This is a genomic window from Nocardioides zeae, from assembly GCF_010686755.1.
GTDB lineage: Bacteria > Actinomycetota > Actinomycetes > Propionibacteriales > Nocardioidaceae > Nocardioides > Nocardioides zeae.
The window spans coordinates 51,402-67,947 of record NZ_JAAGXA010000008.1 but is presented as its reverse complement, the minus strand read 5'-3'; the positions used below and the strand labels follow the sequence as shown (position 1 = coordinate 67,947).

General features: G+C 74.8%; 16 protein-coding genes. 11 read left to right on the top strand and 5 right to left on the bottom strand.

What is annotated here, in order from left to right; genetic code table 11:
- Nucleotides 1–2: 2 nt before the first annotated feature.
- The 3 genes from G3T38_RS12530 to G3T38_RS12520 form a co-directional block, all read right to left on the bottom strand.
- Nucleotides 3–605 carry a DnaJ family domain-containing protein gene (locus G3T38_RS12530; protein ID WP_338037625.1) on the bottom strand — a complete coding sequence of 201 codons (603 nt, stop codon included), beginning with the start codon at nucleotides 603–605 and terminating at the stop codon, nucleotides 3–5.
- A gap of 230 nt (nucleotides 606–835) precedes the next feature.
- Nucleotides 836–2,338 carry an MFS transporter gene (locus tag G3T38_RS12525; protein ID WP_338037624.1) on the bottom strand — a complete coding sequence of 501 codons (1,503 nt, stop codon included), beginning with the start codon at nucleotides 2,336–2,338 and terminating at the stop codon, nucleotides 836–838.
- Entirely contained in the window at nucleotides 2,335–3,717 is a 1,383-nt protein-coding gene (locus tag G3T38_RS12520) for a M20/M25/M40 family metallo-hydrolase (protein WP_163772651.1), read from the bottom strand. The genes G3T38_RS12525 and G3T38_RS12520 overlap by 4 nt, the downstream gene beginning before the upstream one ends.
- A 199-nt stretch (nucleotides 3,718–3,916) precedes the next feature.
- Here G3T38_RS12520 and G3T38_RS12515 point away from each other — a divergent pair, with 199 nt between their 5' ends.
- Nucleotides 3,917–5,239, top strand: a complete 1,323-nt coding sequence (locus tag G3T38_RS12515) for a serine hydrolase domain-containing protein (protein WP_163772650.1) — start codon at nucleotides 3,917–3,919, stop codon at nucleotides 5,237–5,239.
- On the opposite strand, the gene G3T38_RS12510 is transcribed toward G3T38_RS12515, so the two are convergent.
- A complete protein-coding gene (locus G3T38_RS12510) occupies nucleotides 5,174–5,788 on the bottom strand; it encodes a nitroreductase family protein (RefSeq protein WP_163772649.1) in 615 nt (204 codons plus the stop codon). The two genes, G3T38_RS12515 and G3T38_RS12510, sit on opposite strands and share 66 nt — an antisense overlap.
- Nucleotides 5,789–5,886: 98 nt before the next feature.
- Here G3T38_RS12510 and G3T38_RS12505 point away from each other — a divergent pair, with 98 nt between their 5' ends.
- From G3T38_RS12505 to G3T38_RS12460, 10 genes are all read left to right on the top strand, one after another.
- Entirely contained in the window at nucleotides 5,887–7,284 is a 1,398-nt protein-coding gene (locus G3T38_RS12505) for a formimidoylglutamate deiminase (RefSeq protein WP_163772648.1), read from the top strand.
- Complete coding sequence (gene hutI, locus G3T38_RS12500; RefSeq protein WP_163772647.1) at nucleotides 7,281–8,492, top strand: imidazolonepropionase; 1,212 nt, start codon at nucleotides 7,281–7,283, stop codon at nucleotides 8,490–8,492. The genes G3T38_RS12505 and hutI overlap by 4 nt, the downstream gene beginning before the upstream one ends.
- A 7-nt stretch (nucleotides 8,493–8,499) precedes the next feature.
- Entirely contained in the window at nucleotides 8,500–9,405 is a 906-nt protein-coding gene (locus G3T38_RS22695; RefSeq protein ID WP_163772646.1) for a sucrase ferredoxin, read from the top strand.
- Between the two features lie 79 nt (nucleotides 9,406–9,484).
- Nucleotides 9,485–10,087, top strand: a complete 603-nt coding sequence (locus tag G3T38_RS12490; protein WP_163772645.1) for a hypothetical protein — start codon at nucleotides 9,485–9,487, stop codon at nucleotides 10,085–10,087.
- 294 nt (nucleotides 10,088–10,381) lie between these two features.
- The gene (gene dnaK / locus G3T38_RS12485) at nucleotides 10,382–12,232 is read left to right on the top strand and encodes a molecular chaperone DnaK (RefSeq protein WP_163772644.1); all 1,851 of its coding nucleotides are present in this window, start codon (nucleotides 10,382–10,384) and stop codon (nucleotides 12,230–12,232) included.
- Complete coding sequence (grpE, locus tag G3T38_RS12480; RefSeq protein ID WP_163772643.1) at nucleotides 12,229–12,843, top strand: nucleotide exchange factor GrpE; 615 nt, start codon at nucleotides 12,229–12,231, stop codon at nucleotides 12,841–12,843. The genes dnaK and grpE overlap by 4 nt, the downstream gene beginning before the upstream one ends.
- 80 nt (nucleotides 12,844–12,923) lie before the next feature.
- Nucleotides 12,924–14,066, top strand: coding sequence for a molecular chaperone DnaJ (dnaJ, locus tag G3T38_RS12475; RefSeq protein ID WP_163772642.1), 1,143 nt, complete (start codon nucleotides 12,924–12,926; stop codon nucleotides 14,064–14,066).
- Complete coding sequence (locus G3T38_RS12470) at nucleotides 14,066–14,530, top strand: heat shock protein transcriptional repressor HspR (protein ID WP_163772641.1); 465 nt, start codon at nucleotides 14,066–14,068, stop codon at nucleotides 14,528–14,530. The genes dnaJ and G3T38_RS12470 overlap by 1 nt, the downstream gene beginning before the upstream one ends.
- Nucleotides 14,531–14,577: 47 nt before the next feature.
- On the top strand, nucleotides 14,578–15,162 hold the full coding sequence (locus G3T38_RS12465; protein WP_163772640.1) for an RNA polymerase sigma factor: 585 nt from the start codon (nucleotides 14,578–14,580) through the stop codon (nucleotides 15,160–15,162).
- Complete coding sequence (locus tag G3T38_RS12460) at nucleotides 15,159–16,211, top strand: hypothetical protein (protein ID WP_163772639.1); 1,053 nt, start codon at nucleotides 15,159–15,161, stop codon at nucleotides 16,209–16,211. Before G3T38_RS12465 ends, G3T38_RS12460 begins: the two co-directional genes overlap by 4 nt.
- A 71-nt stretch (nucleotides 16,212–16,282) precedes the next feature.
- Here the strand turns inward: G3T38_RS12460 and G3T38_RS12455 are convergent, their stop codons facing one another.
- Nucleotides 16,283–16,522 carry a hypothetical protein gene (locus tag G3T38_RS12455; RefSeq protein WP_163772638.1) on the bottom strand — a complete coding sequence of 80 codons (240 nt, stop codon included), beginning with the start codon at nucleotides 16,520–16,522 and terminating at the stop codon, nucleotides 16,283–16,285.
- Between the last annotated feature and the right edge of the window lie 24 nt (nucleotides 16,523–16,546).

Here is a 16,546-nt window from a genome sequence, read left to right as displayed (position 1 = left end):
CCTCAGCCCGAGCGCCGGAACCAGCGGCGCCGTGCGTCCCGCTCGACCTGCTCCGTGCGGGCCCGCTCCGCGGCAGCCGTACGGCGCTGCTCCAGCCGCTCCCGCCATGCCGCCACCTCCGCCTCGACGTCGCGTCGAGGCGTGAGGAGCGGAGGGCCTCCGGGATCGCCGTACAGGGCTCGGCGGACGCGCTCGTTGAAGTCGAGGAGCTCGCGGCGCACCTCGGCCTCGCTGGTGAGCCGGTCGAGCCGCGCGTCGAGCTCCGCGTCCTCCTTGCGCAGCTGGAGCGCCGCGGGCAGCACCCCGGTGATCTGCTCACGCTCGACGAGCCGCTTGACCCACCAGTCCGGGTCGTGGTCGGAGCCGAGGTCCGCTATCGGCTTGCCGAACCCGGGGAGGTCGTCGAACTCGCCGCGGTCACGGGCGCGCTGCAGCTGCAGCTCCACCCACTGCCCCTGGTGCCGCATGCGTTCCGCGGCGGCGCTACGTCCGGTGCGCCCGTCCCGCTCGGTCTCGCGGAACCGCTGCTCCGCGGGCCCGGTCGGCCCGGTGGGCTCGGTGTCCTCGTCGGCCACGGCCGCCACCTCCTCGCTCGTCGACCGCACGTCGACGGTAGCGCGGTGCAGGTGGAGGAAGAGCGCCCCCGGACCGGTCGGGGGAAATCGGTCCGGGGGCGCCGTGGCGATCGTCGGTCGGGGGTTGTCCGACGACCGCGTGAGCAGAACGGTAGTCGGCCCTCCTAACGGGAGGCTCTGCGACGACGCGCGTTCCGCGCAGGAACGCCGCAAGTCCGACGGCGGACCGCGGGTGGGCGCAAGCCCCCGGCAGGAACGGCTCAGGCGTGCCGCAGGTCGTGCGGCTCGGGGCTGCCGGGACCGCCGGGCACGTCCGGCACGTCCGGCGGGGTCGGCGCCCGGCGGGCGAGGAGCAGGAGCAGTGCGCCGACCAGCGCGCTGACGGAGCACACGCTCCACACGGTCAGGTAGCCCGCGAGGGAGGCGGCTCCGACACCGGGCTCGTCGAGCGAGCCCGTGGACGTGAGCGCGATGGCGAAGACGGCCGACGCGATCGCACCGCCCACGGTCTTGGTCGCGTTGGTCATGCCGGTCGCGAACCCCGTGCGGTCGGGCGGGGCGGCCGCCGCAGCCGCGGCGGGGAGGGCGGCGACGAGCAGCCCCGACCCGATGCCTGCGATCCCCAGGTTGGCCAGCAGCTGCCCCGTCGAGTCGTGCAGCGGCACGAAGAGCCCGTAGCCGACGGCCACCAGCAGCATGCCGGCGACCATCGCTCCCCGCGCCCCGAGGAGGCGGGAGGCGAGGGGCAGGAGCAACGCCCCGACGAGCAGCGACACCACGTAGACGCCCACCAGCGTCGACACGAAGCCGGCGCTCGCGCCGAGCCCGTAGCCGACCTCGTCGGGATCCGCCCGCGCGAACGTCGACAGCGGGATCTGCGCGCCCAGCACGCTCATGCCGAAGAGGAACGCGGTGAGCTGCACCGACCACTGCGCCGGCACGGCGAGCAGCCGGACGTCGATGAGGGGCTCGGCGATCCCGGCCTCGTACCGCACCAGCGCCACGGTCGCGACGACGCCGGCGGCCACGAGCGCCCAGGGCCACGGCGAGCCGACGCCCTGCAGGCGCACGAGCACGAGCCCGCCCATGACGAGGCCGAGCACGACGGTCAGCAGGCCGACGCCCGCGTAGTCGTAGTCGCCCGTCGCGACCCCCGGCGCCCGCTCGATGCCGAACCAGACGACGACGAAGCACACGGTGACGGCGATCGCGGGCAGGGCGAGGAGCACCGGCATCGACGTGGCCTCGACGAGGGCGCCGCTCGTCAGCGCCCCGAGGATGACGCCCGCCTCGAGGGCGGCCACGAGCAGCGCGGCCGCCCGTCGGGTCAGGCGCCCCTGCTGGCCGGTGCCCGCCGTGCGGCGGTGGATGATCGCCACCTCCACCGGCAGCCACACCACGTAGGCGCCCTGCAGCGCCCAGCCGACGAGGAAGGTCGTGAAGCCCGGCGAGAACACGAGCACCCACGAGCCCACGGCGGTGATCGCCGTCGAGAGCAGCAGCACGTTGCGGTGGCCCCACAGGTCGCCCAGGCGCGACAGCAGGGGGACGGCGAGCGCCGACAGCATGAGCTGGGCCGCCTCGAACCAGTTGACGTCGCCCTCGCGGATCCCCAGGTGGTCGGCGATGTCGGTGAAGATCGGCGTGTAGTAGCCCTGGAGGATGCCGCTCGCGACCTCGACGGCGACGAGGAAGCCCACGACCGCCCACAGACCGGGCACCACGACCCGGCCGGGGCCGGGCTGGACCGCCGGCGCGCTCACGCCGGCAGCCCGGTGAGCAGCGCGGCGTACCAGTCCACGCCCGCGAGGAAGCCCTCGACCGTGATGCGCTCGTCGTACGAGTGGATCGACTCCCGTTGTGCCTTGCTCATCGGGAAGGGGGCGAACCGGTAGACGCGCTCGCAGATCGCCGTGAAGAAGCGGGAGTCGGTCGCCGCCATCATCACGTACGGCGCGGGGACCGCGTCGGGGAAGACCGCGGTGATGGTGCGCTCGAGCAGGGCGAACGCCGGGTCGTCCTCGTACGGCGACACGGGGCTCGGCTCGCCGGCCTCGACCACCGCGACCTCGACCCCGGCGCCGACGACGCGACGCAGGTGCTCGGCGACGCTCGCGACGGTGTCGCCGACGAGGATGCGGGCGTTCACCGTGGCCGTGGCGGTCGAGGCGATGACGTTGGCGGCCGGCGAGCCCGACAGCATCGTGGTCGCCAGGGTCGTGCGGGTCATCGCCGCCGCCTCGGGGCCGGCGGCCTGCAGCGCGCGGGTCAGCGCCGGCGTGAGCCTCCCGCCCACGGCACCGAGCGCGAGGCGCAGCGGCAGGGGCGTCAGCGGGGCCATCCGGTGCAGCAGCGCCACCGTCGGCGCGGGCAGGCGCGTCGCCATCGGTGCGGCGTCCACGCGCGTCACCGCGCGCGCCACGCGCACGGTGGGGCCGTTGCGGGCCGGCGTGGACGAGTGGCCACCGCGGCCGGTGGCGCGGAGCTCGAACAGCGACGTGCCCTTCTCGGTGACGCCGACGACCCCGATCGGACGGCGCACGCCGGGGAACGCGCCCGCGGCGACGGCGCCGCCCTCGTCGAGGACGAACCACGGCGTCACGCCGGCGTCCCGCAGGTGGTCGACGGCGGCCAGCGCCGACGTGCCCGAGACCTCCTCGTCGCAGCCGAAGGACAGCCAGACGTCGCGCTCGGGCGTGGCGCCGCCGGCGAGCAGCCGCTCGACGGCCGCGCAGATCGCGACGACGCAGCCCTTGTCGTCGAGCGTGCCGCGGCCCCAGACGGCCGGCCCCTCGGGGGAGTCCGCGACCACCGCGGCGAAGGCCGGGTGGGTCCACGGGTCCGAGGGCTCGACGGGCACCACGTCGAGGTGCGCCATGAGCACGACCGGGTCGGCGTCGGTGCGGCCGCGCCAGCGGAACAGCAGGGCCTGGCGCGGGACGCGCACCAGCTCGAGGTGCTCGTGGAGCAGCGGGAAGTGCTCGGCCAGCACCGCGTGGAGCCGGTCGAACGCCGCCGCGTCCACCCGGGCCGGGTCGCGGTGCGACACGGTGGCGGCCTGCACCGCCGCCCGCAGGGCAGCCACGGCGGGATGCTGCGCGTCGGGCTGGTGGGGGTCCCCGGCAGGGGTGGTCGTCGTCATCGGCTGCCTCCTCCGGCGCACCGTACTCCCGCCGACGGGGTGCGCGGGCCGGCTCTCCACAGCCGTCGCCAGGACGTGACATTCGTCAGTGCAGGACCGTCGGTGGGCGGACCTACGGTGGTCTGGACCAGTCGACCAGGGCCTGATCTCGGCAGACCCCGACGGGCGGGGTGGCCACGGCCACGGAGGGGGAGCACCCATGAACGAGAAGACGACGACACCGACCGGCCGCCGGTCCCTGCACCGGGTCGCGACGCTCGCGAGCGCCGCCGTCCTGACCCTGGTGGCGCCGGCCGCCGCCCAGGCCGCCCACGCCGCCCAGGCCGCCACGAGTGCGGCGGCCCCCGCGGAGCAGCGGGTGCAGCAGGCGGCCGCGCCCCTGCCCTACGACACGGCGGCGCTCGAGGCCGCCATGGCCGCGGCGGTCGACGAGGAGCACGTCGCCGTGGTCGGCGAGGTCCGGGGCGAGCGGGGCCGGTGGTCCGGCGCCGACGGCGTGCGCGACCTGGCCTCGTCGGAGCCTGCCGCGGCCCGCGACCGGTTCCGCTCCGCGAGCACGACCAAGATGCTCGTCGCCGTGCTCGCGCTGAAGGCCCAGGAGCGGGGCCTGTGGCGGCTGGACACGACGGTGGACGAGGTCGCGCCGGGCCTGCTCGGGGAGCACGGCGATGTGACCGTGCGCGAGCTGCTGAGCCACACGGCCGGGCTGCCGGAATACCTGACGCCGCTCCTCGTGACGGAGAGCGACGGCGACTTCTCGACCGAGCGCTTCCTCGAGGTGCTCGGCGAGCCGCGCGAGCCCGGGGAGCTCATCGACCACGGCGCGGGCGCGCCGTGGACGCCGCGGGGCGAGTTCGTCTACTCCAACACGGGCTTCGTCGTCGTGGGCGAGCTGCTCCAGCGCGTCACCGGGCAGCGGCTCGGAGACCTGCTGCGGAGCTGGGTGCTCGTGCCGGCCGGCATGTGGCGGACGTCGCTGCCCGGCGGCCCGCAGCTGCCCGAGGACGCGCTGACGGAGTACGCGACGGTGGGCGGGGAGCGGGTCGACCTGTCCGCCTTCGACCCGACGCTGTTCGGGGCCGCGGGCGGCCTGGTCACGTCGGCGGAGGACCTCAACCGCTTCCAGCGGGCCCTCGGCACCGGCAAGCTCCTCGGCGCGGGGTCGGTGCGGCTGATGCGCCAGGTGGTCGCGGCGGGGCCGATGGAGTACGGGCTGGGCAGCTACCGCCTGCCCGACCCCTGCGAGCCGGGGAGCTACCTCCACGGCCACGACGGGGCGAGCTACGGCACGTGGACGGTGTCGTACGCCTCGGCCGACGGGCAGCGGTCGGTGACGGTGGCCGTGACGGGGCGTGACCTCGACACGGTGACGCCCGACCTGTCGGCCTTCAACACCCTGGTGGGGGAGGCCCTGCTCCAGACGTGCGCGACCGACGTGGCGCCGCCGGGAGCGCGGTCAGCCGCCCCAGTAGCCCCGGTGCACGACCTCGTCGACAGCACGCCGCTCCCGCCGCGCCGGTGACCCGCGCGAGCCGGTGTCGTCGGGGTGGCGGTGACCGATGGTGACGGCGCCGAGGGGCTGGTACGCCGCGGGCACGCCGAACGCCGCGCGGAAGTCGTCGACGCGCGACGGCGTGATGCCGAAGAAGCAGGCGCCCAGGCCCTCCTCGACGACGGTCTGCAGGATCAGGAGGGTCGCCATGCCGGCGTCGACGTACCAGTACGGCACCGGCCACCGCGCCTCGTCGCGATCGGTCCAGCCCTTGTCGGGGGCGGCGTAGCGGTCGAGGTAGGCGTCCTTCGACGTGAGGGGCACGATGACGACCGGGGCCGACCGCATCCCCGCCAGCCAGCGGCTCTCGGGGTCGGCGTGCTCCGGCGTCGTCACCTCCCAGAACCGTGCGACGTCGACGGGGGTGTCGAGGCGGAGGAAGGCCCAGCCCTGGCTGAAGCCCGCACTGGGCGCGCGGGTGGCGTGCTCGAGCATGCGGTCGACGAGCGCGGGGTCGACGGGACGGTCGGCGTAGCGGCGCACCATGCGGCGCCGGCGCACCACCTCGGAGAACTCCATGGGGCCACACTCTCAGGTCGGTCGGTCGTCTCGCATCCGAGACGCCGCGAGGTGGTCGAGCGTTGACCCCGCCGCTCGCGGGGCGTGGGATCGGCACCGTGACGACGACCTACCGCCTCGAGCGTGCGTGGCTCGCCCTGCCCGGCGAGGCGCCCCGGGTGCACGACGACGTCGTCGTGCGCATCGAGCGCGGGCGCTTCGTCGAGGTACGCCGCGCGGAGGGGCCCGACGACGCGGTGGCTGCGGGGGCCGAGCGCCTCGTCGGCCTGACCCTCCCGGGCCTCGCCAACACCCACTCCCACCTCTTCCACCGGGCCCTCCGCGGGCGGGTGCAGCGCGGCGGGGGCTCGTTCTGGACGTGGCGCGACGACATGTACGGCCTGGCCTCACGGCTCGACCCCGCGTCGTACCGGCTGCTCGCCCGCGCCGTCCTCGGCGAGATGCTCGCCGCCGGGATCACGACCGTGGGCGAGTTCCACTACGTGCACCACCGGCCCGACGGCACGCCGTACGGCGCGGACGACGGCGGCCCGCACGCGATGGCGCTCGCCGTGCTGGAGGCCGCGGCCGAGGTGGGGATGCGGGTGACGCTGCTCGACACGTGCTACCTGGCCGCCGGGTTCGGGCGCCCGACCGAGGGGGTCCAGCGACGCTTCGACGACGGCTCTGCCGCCGCCTGGCTCCGTCGCCACGCCGACCTGCGCGAGGTGGTCGCCGCGCACGACGCGACCGCGCACGTCGGCACGGCCCTCCACTCGGTGCGAGCCGTGCCCGTGGCCGCGCTGGAGGAGCTGGCCCGGGCCGGGGTCGGCGGGGGCGCCGAGCCGGTGCACGTCCACCTCTCCGAGCAGGTGGCGGAGAACGAGCAGTGCCGCGCCGCCACGGGCCTGACGCCGACCGGGCTGCTGGCCCGTCACGGCATGCTGGGGCCGATGACGAGCCTCGTGCACGCCACCCACCTGACCCCCGCCGACGTCGGGACGATCGGCTCCGCGGGGGCGTACGTCGCGTTCTGCCCCACGACCGAGCGCGACCTGGGCGACGGCATCGGACCGGCCCGCGCGCTCGTCGACGCGGGCGCCCGGCTGACGCTCGGCAGCGACAGCCACGCCGTCGTCGACCCCTTCGAGGAGATGCGGGCCGTCGAGATGCACGAGCGGCTGGCGGCGCAGCGCCGCGGCCACTTCACGGCCGCCGAGCTGCTCCGCGCCGGCACCGTCGACGGCCACGCCTCGCTCGGGGTGCGCGACGCGGGACGCATCGCGGTCGGCGCCCGGGCGGACCTCGTCACCCTCGACACGGCCTCGCCCCGCACGGCGGGCACGGGCGCCGACGAGCACACGGCGGTCTTCGCCGCGAGCGCCGCCGACGTGGTCCACGTCGTCGCCGACGGGCGGGTCGTGCACCGCGCGGCGGACGCGCCCGCCGTGGGCGCGCTCCTCGCGGAGGCCCTGGAGGCCCTGGCGGCGCTGGCGGCGCTCGGGGAGCGCCCGTGAGCGCCCTCCTCACCGGCATCGGCGAGCTCCTCACCGGACGCCTGCCGGGCGACGAGGGTCCCGAGCTCCCGCTCGTGGTCGAGCGGGCCGCGCTGGTGCTCGACGGCGACCGCGTCGCCTGGGTCGGCACCGCGGAGGAGGCGCGCTCCGCCGCGCTCGCGGCCGACGTCCACGTCGACGCGGGCGGACGCGCCGTCGTCCCCGGGTTCGTCGACTCCCACGCGCACCTCGTCTTCGCGGGCGACCGGTCGGCCGAGTTCGCGGCGCGGGTGGCCGGGGAGCCGTACGCCGCGGGCGGCATCCGCACCACCGTCGCCGCCACCCGGGCGGCGTCCGACGAGGTCCTCCTGGCCGGGGCCGCCCGGCTGGTGGGGGAGATGCTGCGCCAGGGCACGACGACCGTCGAGATCAAGTCGGGCTACGGGCTGACCGTGCGCGACGAGGCCCGCAGCCTGGCCGTGGCTCGACGGCTGACGGAGGAGACGACGTACCTGGGGGCGCACGTCGTCCCGGACGGCCCCGGCGGCATCCCGGGCGACGTCGCGGCGTACGTCGACCTGGTGACGGGGCCGATGCTCGCGGCCTGCGCCCCCCACGCGCGCTGGATCGACGTCTTCTGCGAGACCGGCGCGTTCGACGTCGACCAGGCCCGGGCGGTGCTCGCGGCGGGTGCCGCCGCCGGGCTGGACGGTCGGCTCCACGCCAACCAGCTCGGCCCCGGTCCGGGGGTGCGGCTGGCCTGCGAGCTGGGACTGGCGGCCGTCGACCACTGCACCTACCTCGACGACGCCGACGTGGCGGCGCTCGCGGACTCCGGCACCACGGCGACGCTGCTGCCGGGGGTGGAGTTCTCGACGCGGCAGCCCTACCCCGACGCGCGACGGCTGCTCGACGCCGGCGTCCACGTCGCGCTCGCCTCGGACTGCAACCCGGGGTCGAGCTTCACCAGCTCGCTGCCCTTCTGCGTGGCCCTCGCGGTCCGCGAGATGGGCATGACCCCCACGGAGGCCGTGCTGGCCGCGACGCGCGGGGGCGCACGGGCCCTGGCGCGCGACGACGTCGGCCGGCTCGTGCCCGGGGCGCGGGCCGACCTCGTGCTGCTCGACGCACCGAGCCACGGGCACCTCGCCTACCGGCCGGGGGTGCCTCTCGTCGCGGGCGTGTGGCAGCGTGGCCGGCCGGTCCTGCCGCAGCCGGGCCCGTCATGATGGCGGGGTGACCGACCGCTGCACCGCCCTCAGCGCCGCCGCCGGCGAGGACCAGTCCGGCACCGCGCCGGGGGAGGGCGTCTGGCTCCTCGTCGAGCAGCCCGGCCCGTGGGGCCGCAAGGCCCTCCGGCAGAGCGAGCTGCCCGACGACGTCGCGGCGCTGCTCGGCGGGCTGGGTGCGCACGTGGCGCCGGGGGCGCCGGACGTGCGGGTGCAGCTGGTGCGTCGCCCCGGCCGCGCCGAGCCCGGGTCGCGCCGCACGGTGCTGGCGGCGCGACCCGCGGAGGACGCCCCGGGGCTCGCGGTGACCCGGCTCGAGGTCGGCGACGTGCGGGACCTCCTCGACCACGACCCCGCGGACCTGGCGGCCGGGCGCCTGGCCGGGGCGGCGCCGTACGAGGGTCCCCTCTGGCTCGTCTGCACCAACGGTCGCCGCGATGTCTGCTGCGCGGAGCTGGGCCGTCCGGTCGCCGCGGCCCTCGCCGAGCGCTGGCCGGAGGCGACCTGGGAGACGACCCACCTGGGCGGGCACCGGTTCTCGGCCACGCTGCTCGCGCTCCCCGCCGGGGTCGCCCTCGGGCGGCTCGACCCGGTGACGGCGCTGGCCGCCTGCGCGGAGCTCGCGGAGGGCCGGATCCCGCTCGACGTCGCCCGTGGTCGCGTCGGGGTGCCGGCGACCGTCCAGGCGGCCGAGCTCGTGCTGCGGCGCCGCCTCGGGGTCCGGGGCGTCGACGAGGTCGCGGTCGTCGGCCGGGGGGACGGCTGGGTGGAGCTGGAGGTGCGCGGTGACGCGGTGCGTTGGTACGCCGCGGTGACGTCGCACCCCGGCGTGCCGAGCCCCGCGAGCTGCGGCGACGCGACGCCGAAGGCGGCGCCCGTGCACGAGGTCGTGCTGCGGGTGCGCGAGCCCTGAGGTCCGGGTCGGTGTTGGCGCGGGGGCGCCCGCCGACGACAATGGCCCGACGCGGGAGCCGTGGGGCCCCGGAGCCGACGTGACGGGAGTCGACGACGTGGTGGACGAGACGGAGGACCGGCCGGTCCTGGTGGGCGTCATCGCGCTCGTCGGCGTGAGCCTCATCGTCGGTCTCATCGTGGGCGTCGTCGCCCTCGGTGGTGCCCGCGTGTTCGGCCTGAACGGTGGTGGCGGTGGTGGCGGCGGGGGTGCGGCCGTCGAGCCCACGCTCTCGCTCCCGCCCGTCACGGAGACGCCGACCTCGAGCGGTCCCCTCATCACGCTCACGCCGGGCGACGAGGGCGAGGGCGGCGAGGAGTCCGCGCCCACGGAGCCGACCGAACCGACGACGACCACCACCGAGGCCGCCGAGGGCGAGATCACGCTGCAGGTGAGCATGACGACGGCCGGCCCCATGGAGCGGATCGACGTGTCGGGCATCTACACCGGCGGCGACGGCGCGATCCTCACCATCCAGCGGTTCACCGACGGCAGCTGGAACGACATCGCCGCCAACGCCGCTGTCTCGGGCGAGCTGTTCAGCACCTACATCGCCCTCGGCCGGCCCGGCGAGAACCGCATCCGCGCGATCGACCCGTCCGCCGACGTCACCTCCAACGAGGTCAGCGTCACCATCGGCTGACCCCTCCGCCGACCACCGCCGTCGTGGCCCCCGCGCACCGGATTCCGTCGCGCTGGGGCCACGACCGTTCGTGGGGCGCGCGGTGACCGGCATCACTCCCGCCGTCGGGATGATCCAGCGGTCACCGGCGTTCTACCTGGCAAGAAAGTTGAGTCGATCTGACTCAGGTAACTTGCGAGACGACCTCCGGCGACGCACCATGGGAAGCACGCCCGGTGCCGAGGCGCTCGCAGCGCCTGACGGACCGGCCCGACGGACATCCACGTCAGCACACCCACGCAGCAGGAGGCACACATGGCTCGCGCAGTCGGCATCGACCTCGGTACGACGAACTCGGTCGTCGCGGTCCTCGAGGGCGGAGAGCCCACGGTCATCGCGAACGCCGAGGGCGCCCGGACGACCCCCTCGGTCGTCGCGTTCTCCAAGTCCGGCGAGGTCCTCGTCGGCGAGGTCGCCAAGCGTCAGGCGGTCACCAACGTCGACCGCACCATCCGCTCCGTCAAGCGCCACATGGGCACGGACTGGAAGACCAAGCTCGACGACAAGACCTTCACGCCCCAGCAGATCAGCGCCTTCGTGCTGCAGAAGCTGAAGCGCGACGCGGAGGCCTACCTGGGCGAGACCGTGACCGACGCGGTCATCACCGTCCCGGCCTACTTCTCCGACGCCCAGCGCCAGGCCACGAAGGAGGCCGGCGAGATCGCGGGCCTCAACGTGCAGCGCATCGTCAACGAGCCGACCGCGGCCGCGCTCGCCTACGGCCTCGACAAGGGCGACGACCAGACGATCCTCGTCTTCGACCTCGGTGGCGGCACGTTCGACGTCTCGCTGCTGGAGATCGGTGAGGGCGTCGTCGAGGTCAAGGCCACGAGCGGCGACAACGAGCTCGGTGGTGACGACTGGGACAAGCGCGTCGTCGAGTGGATGGTGAAGAAGTTCAAGGACGCCAACGGCGTCGACCTCGCCGCCGACAAGATCGCCGCCCAGCGTCTCCAGGAGGCCGCGGAGAAGGCGAAGATCGAGCTGTCGTCCTCGAGCGAGACCACGATCCACCTGCCCTACATCACGCACGGCGAGTCGGGCCCGCTCCACTTCGAGGAGAAGCTGACGCGCGGCGAGTTCCAGCGCATCACGGCCGACCTGCTCGACCGCACGAAGGCGCCCTTCCAGCAGGTGCTGAAGGACGGCGGCGTCGCGGTCTCCGCGATCGACCACGTGGTGCTCGTCGGCGGCTCGACCCGCATGCCGGCCGTGCCGGAGCTCGTCAAGGAGCTGCTCGGCGGCAAGGAGCCCAACAAGGGCGTCAACCCCGACGAGGTCGTGGCCCTCGGTGCCGCGCTGCAGGCCGGTGTGCTCAAGGGCGAGGTCAAGGACGTGCTGCTCCTCGACGTCACGCCGCTGAGCCTCGGCATCGAGACGAAGGGCGGCATCATGACCACCCTCATCGAGCGCAACACGACGATCCCGACGAAGCGCAGCGAGATCTTCACGACGGCCGACGACAACCAGCCGTCCGTCGAGATCAAGGTCGCGCAGGGCGAGCGCCAGATCTGGGCGCAGAACCAGCCGCTCGGCAACTTCGAGCTGACCGGCCTCCCGCCGGCCCCGCGCGGCGTGCCGAAGATCGAGGTCACGTTCGACATCGACGCCAACGGCATCGTCCACGTCTCGGCGAAGGACCAGGGCTCCGGCAAGGAGCAGTCGATGACGATCTCCGGCGGCTCGGCGCTCGGCAAGGACGAGATCGACCGCATGGTGAAGGAGGCCGAGCAGTACGCCGAGGAGGACGCCCAGCGTCGCGCCGCGGTCGAGGCCCGCAACACCGCCGACCAGCTCGTCTACACGACCGAGAAGTTCCTCGGCGAGAACGCCGAGAAGCTGCCCGAGGACGTGAAGACCGAGGTGCAGGCCGACGTCGACGCGCTCAAGGAGACGCTCGCCAAGGAGGACGCCACCTCGGAGGAGATCGAGGCCGGCGTGCAGAAGCTCAACACCTCGAGCCAGAAGATGGGTGCCGCGCTCTACGCGCAGGCCGAGGCCGACCAGGCCGCGGCCGGTGGGAGCACCGGCTCGACGGGCGAGGCCGACGACGACGTCGTCGACGCCGAGATCGTCGACGAGACCCCCGAGGGTGAGAGCAAGTGACCGCTCCCGGCGACGGTGACCGCGAGGAGGTGAACGACCCGTCGGTGGAGGAGCCGACGGAGTCGCACATCGCCGAGGGTGACGCCCCGGACGTGCACGAGCCCGAGGCCCAGCCCGACGCCGCGCAGGCCGACGGCGGGGGCGCCGGCGCCGCCGAGCACACGGCGGCGTCCGACGAGCTCGCCGTGACGCAGATGGAGCTGGCCGAGCGCACGGCCGACCTCCAGCGGCTGCAGGCCGAGTTCCTCAACTACAAGCGACGGGTCGAGCGCGACCGCGAGCTGCTGGCGCAGAACGCGGCGTACAAGGTGCTCACCCCCGTGATCGAGGTGCTCGACACGATCGACCGCGCCCAGGAGCACGGCCCCCTCGAGGGCGGCTTCAAGGCGGTGGCCGACCAGCTGGAGCGTGTCGTGGGCGCGCAGGGCCTGACCCGCTTCGGCGCGCCGGGCGACGCGTTCGACCCCAACCTGCACGAGGCGCTGTCGCACCTCGGCACCGATGCGGACGTCACCGTGCAGACGGTGAAGGTCGTCGCCAAGGCGGGCTACCGCATGGGTGACCGCGTGGTGCGCGCGGCGCAGGTGCTGGTCGTCGATCCCGAGGACTGACGACCGTTCCGCCGGGCCCGGGACCTCCCGGGCCCGGCGGACCCACGACTGATGAGTGATCTCGAGGAGGAGGTGCGCGGATGAGCAACGCCGACTGGGCGACGAAGGACTTCTACAAGGTGCTCGGGGTGGGCAAGGACGCCTCCGCCGACGACATCAAGAAGGCCTACCGCAAGCTCGCGCGCGCCAATCACCCCGACTCCAACCCCGGGGACACCGCGAAGCACGAGACGTTCAAGAAGGTCGCCGAGGCCTACGACGTCATCGGCGACCCGGCGAAGCGGAAGCAGTACGACGACATCCGGTCCGCACCGTCCTTCGGGGGCGGCTTCGGCGGTGGTGGCGGCGGGGGCGGGTTCGACCTGTCCGACCTGCTGCGCGACCGCGGTGGCGCCGGCGGCGCCGGGGGCCTGGGCGACATGTTCGGCGACCTCTTCGGCCGCCGGCAGCAGACCCGCAGCCGCGCCACCAAGGGCGCCGACGTCGAGAGCACCGCGACGATCAGCTTCACCGACGCGCTCGAGGGCGTCACGATCTCCCTGCGGCTGAGCAGCGAGGCCGCCTGCTCGACGTGCAGCGGCACGGGCGGCAAGCCCGGCACGAAGCCGCACATCTGCACGGAGTGCGAGGGCGCGGGCTACATCACGGGCTCCGTCGGCGGGGCGTTCTCCATGAACGAGACCTGCCCGGTCTGCCACGGCCGGCAGCTGGTGTACGACGAGTCCTGCCCCACCTGCCACGGCTCGGGGCGCGGCACGTCGGCGCGCACCATCCAGGCCCGCATCCCGGCCGGTGTGAAGGACGGGCAGCGCATCCGGCTGCGGGGCAAGGGCGCGCCGGGGGAGAACGGCGGTCCGGCGGGTGACCTCTTCGTCACCGTCAAGGTGGCCGGCCACCGCGTGTTCGGCCGCAAGGACGACAACCTCACCCTCGACGTACCCGTCGGGTTCGACGAGCTCGCCCTCGGCGCGGAGATCAAGGTGCCCACGCTCGGGGGTGCGCCGGTGACCCTCCGGATCCCGCCGGGGACGCCGAACGGCCGCACCTTCCGCGTGCGGGGCAAGGGCGCGCGGCGGGCGGACGGCACGACGGGCGACCTGCTCGCGACCGTCGAGGTCCAGGTGCCCGCCACGCTGGATCCCGCAGCGCGCGAGGCGATCGAGAACTACCGTGCTGCCGTGGCCGGCAAGCCGTTGCGGGCCGGACTGTTCGAGGAGTCGTGATGGCGGGTCCGGGGGGTGCGGGTGGTCCGCGGCGTCCCGGGCCGCCGGACCCCGACGCCGCCGTCTTCGTCATCTCGGTGGCCGCCGAGCTGACGGGGCTGCACCCGCAGACGCTGCGCGCCTACGAGCGCATGGGTCTCATCAACCCCGGTCGCACCGGCGGCGGCGGTCGCCGCTACTCGGCGCGCGACGTCGACCGGCTCCGCGACATCGCCGAGCTCACCGCCGCCGGGACGGGCATCGAGGGCGTGCGCCGCATCCTCGACCTGGAGAACCACCTCGCTGCGCTGCGGGCGCGCAACGACGAGCTGGTGGCCGAGCTCGAGGCGACCCGGGACGCGCTGCGGCAGGCGCTGGCGCAGCGCCGTACGGCAGCCCCGGCGGTCCGCCCGGCCAACCTGCCGGTGCTCCGGGGTCCCGACCCCGGCCAGTCGCTCGTGGTCTGGCGACGCAACCGCGGCTGACGCGCAACGTCGGGCCGGGTGCCGGACACGTACGGAGCATGATCCTGATGACCGAGCACTCCGACGGCCAGACCCACGACCCGCCACCCCGGCGCGACGTCGAGGAACCCGTCGAGGAGAGGTTCCAGCGGCTCTACGCCGCCCACTTCGACGCCATGCTGGGCTACGCGCTGCGGCGCGTCGAGGTCAGCGAGGACGCGGCCGACGTGGTCGCGGAGACGTTCCTCGTCGCGTGGCGGCGGATCGGCGACGTACCGGCGGAGCCGCGCACGCGGCTGTGGTTGTACGGCGTCGCCCGCCGCACCCTCGACAACCACCGGCGCGGCGGGTCGCGCCGCGTCGCGCTCGGTGACCGCCTCCGGCACCAGCTGAGCGTCGTCGTGCCCGACCACGCCACCGCGGTGACGGAGCACCTGGCGGCCGCCGACGCGCTGTCGCGGCTCGCCGCCCGCGACCGCGAGGTGCTCGAGCTCGCCGCCTGGGAGGGCCTGGAGCCCCGGGAGATCGCCGAGGTGCTCGGCACCTCCGCGATCGCCGTCCGCACCCGCCTCTCCCGCTCCCGCCGTCGCCTGCGTGAGCTCACGCCCGACGCCGTGCCCACGACCGACCTCACCCCCGGGGAGTCCCGATGACCGCCACCGACGACCTCCGACGGCTGCTGCCGCCGCCGATCACCGACGAGCAGGTGCGCGACCTGCCGCTGCACGACGGACGCCACGCCCTCCTCGGGGAGCTGCTGCGGGCCGAGCCCGCGACCCGGCGGACGCCGTCGGCGTGGCGGACCCCGCGGCGTACGGCGCTCGTGGGTCTCGCCGCCGCCTCCGTCGTCGCGCTCATCGGCCTCGGTCCGCTGTTCCTGGGGGATGGGGGTTCCGAGGAGCCGAGCGACCGCTCCGGCAGCTGGGCGGGCTCCGGGACGGAGGTGTACGCCGACGGGGACTGGGTGGTCGCGAGCGACCCCGCGTGGGAGATCGCGAACGTGTGGGACGCCGGGGACGAGCGGGAGCTCGCCTACGACGCTCCCGGCGGGGTGCAGGTGGAGATCCACCAGCGACCCGCCGCCGCCCATGACTCCTACCGCGTGGACCGCGCGGACGTGTCGGCTCCCACCCCGCTCTCGCTGCTCGGCAGCCCCGCGGAGCGGTTCGACTACGGTCCCGACGACCACGCGGTCATCGCGGAGCCCGTGGGTGCCTTCTTCCTCGAGGTGCGGGTCTCGGGCGTGGACGCCGCGGGGTTGGACGCGGTGCTCGACGTGCTGCAGCCGGTCTCGGCCGGTGAGCTGTCGGCGTACCTCCCCGACGACGTCGTGATCGCCGCCGACCAGCCCGCCGCGCTCGACGCGCTGTTCGCGACCGTCGACCTGCCGCCGGGCCTCGACCGCTCGGTCGCCGTGTCCACGGCGGTGGCCGATCTCGACGGTGCGACGGTGGCCACGACCTACACGCTCGGCGTCGCCGCCGTCGACACCCTCGTCTGCGGATGGGTGGCGGAGGTGGGCACCGGTGGCGACAGCGCTGCGGCCGTCACCGCCCTGTCCTCCGCCCGCACGGCGCCGTTCGCGCAGGCCATGGACGTCGAGGGCGACTACACCTCCGTGCTCGACGAGACCGCGCTCGCCCTCGGCCGCGGCGACCCCCCGGCCCAGCTCGCCGAGCGGACGGGGCTCGAGTGCCCCTGACCGGCCCGTGACGCGAACGACCGGCGCCGGGAGTCCCGGCGCCGGTCGTCGTAGCGATCCGCGAGGTGCGCTCACATGTTGCTGTAGACGGCATAGCTGAGGGCGATGCCGGCGATCGTGGCGGCAATGCAGAAGATGCCGGCCCAGAGGCCGAGGCGGTCGCCCTTCGCGAGTCCGATGAAGCCGAGGACGGCGCCGACGGGACCGAAGACGATGGGAAAGAAGATCAGGCCGATGGCGCCGAGCACGAAGGCGATGATGGTCATGACGCGGGCGCTGCTGCTCGGGGCGGCGGGTGCGGTCTGGCTCATGCAGGTCTCCTCGGGTCGAGCCGC

Excerpts from the sequence above, each read along its gene's own strand:
- G3T38_RS12510 (WP_163772649.1), bottom strand. The coding sequence starts at position 5,788 with ATGGAGTTCTCCGAGGTGGTGCGCCGGCGCCGCATGGTGCGCCGCTAC.
- G3T38_RS12465 (WP_163772640.1), top strand. The coding sequence starts at position 14,578 with ATGACCGAGCACTCCGACGGCCAGACCCACGACCCGCCACCCCGGCGC.
- dnaK (WP_163772644.1), top strand. The coding sequence starts at position 10,382 with ATGGCTCGCGCAGTCGGCATCGACCTCGGTACGACGAACTCGGTCGTC.
- G3T38_RS12455 (WP_163772638.1), bottom strand. The coding sequence starts at position 16,522 with ATGAGCCAGACCGCACCCGCCGCCCCGAGCAGCAGCGCCCGCGTCATG.
- dnaJ (WP_163772642.1), top strand. The coding sequence starts at position 12,924 with ATGAGCAACGCCGACTGGGCGACGAAGGACTTCTACAAGGTGCTCGGG.
- G3T38_RS12460 (WP_163772639.1), top strand. The coding sequence starts at position 15,159 with ATGACCGCCACCGACGACCTCCGACGGCTGCTGCCGCCGCCGATCACC.
- G3T38_RS12520 (WP_163772651.1), bottom strand. The coding sequence starts at position 3,717 with ATGACGACGACCACCCCTGCCGGGGACCCCCACCAGCCCGACGCGCAG.
- G3T38_RS12515 (WP_163772650.1), top strand. The coding sequence starts at position 3,917 with ATGAACGAGAAGACGACGACACCGACCGGCCGCCGGTCCCTGCACCGG.
- G3T38_RS12470 (WP_163772641.1), top strand. The coding sequence starts at position 14,066 with ATGGCGGGTCCGGGGGGTGCGGGTGGTCCGCGGCGTCCCGGGCCGCCG.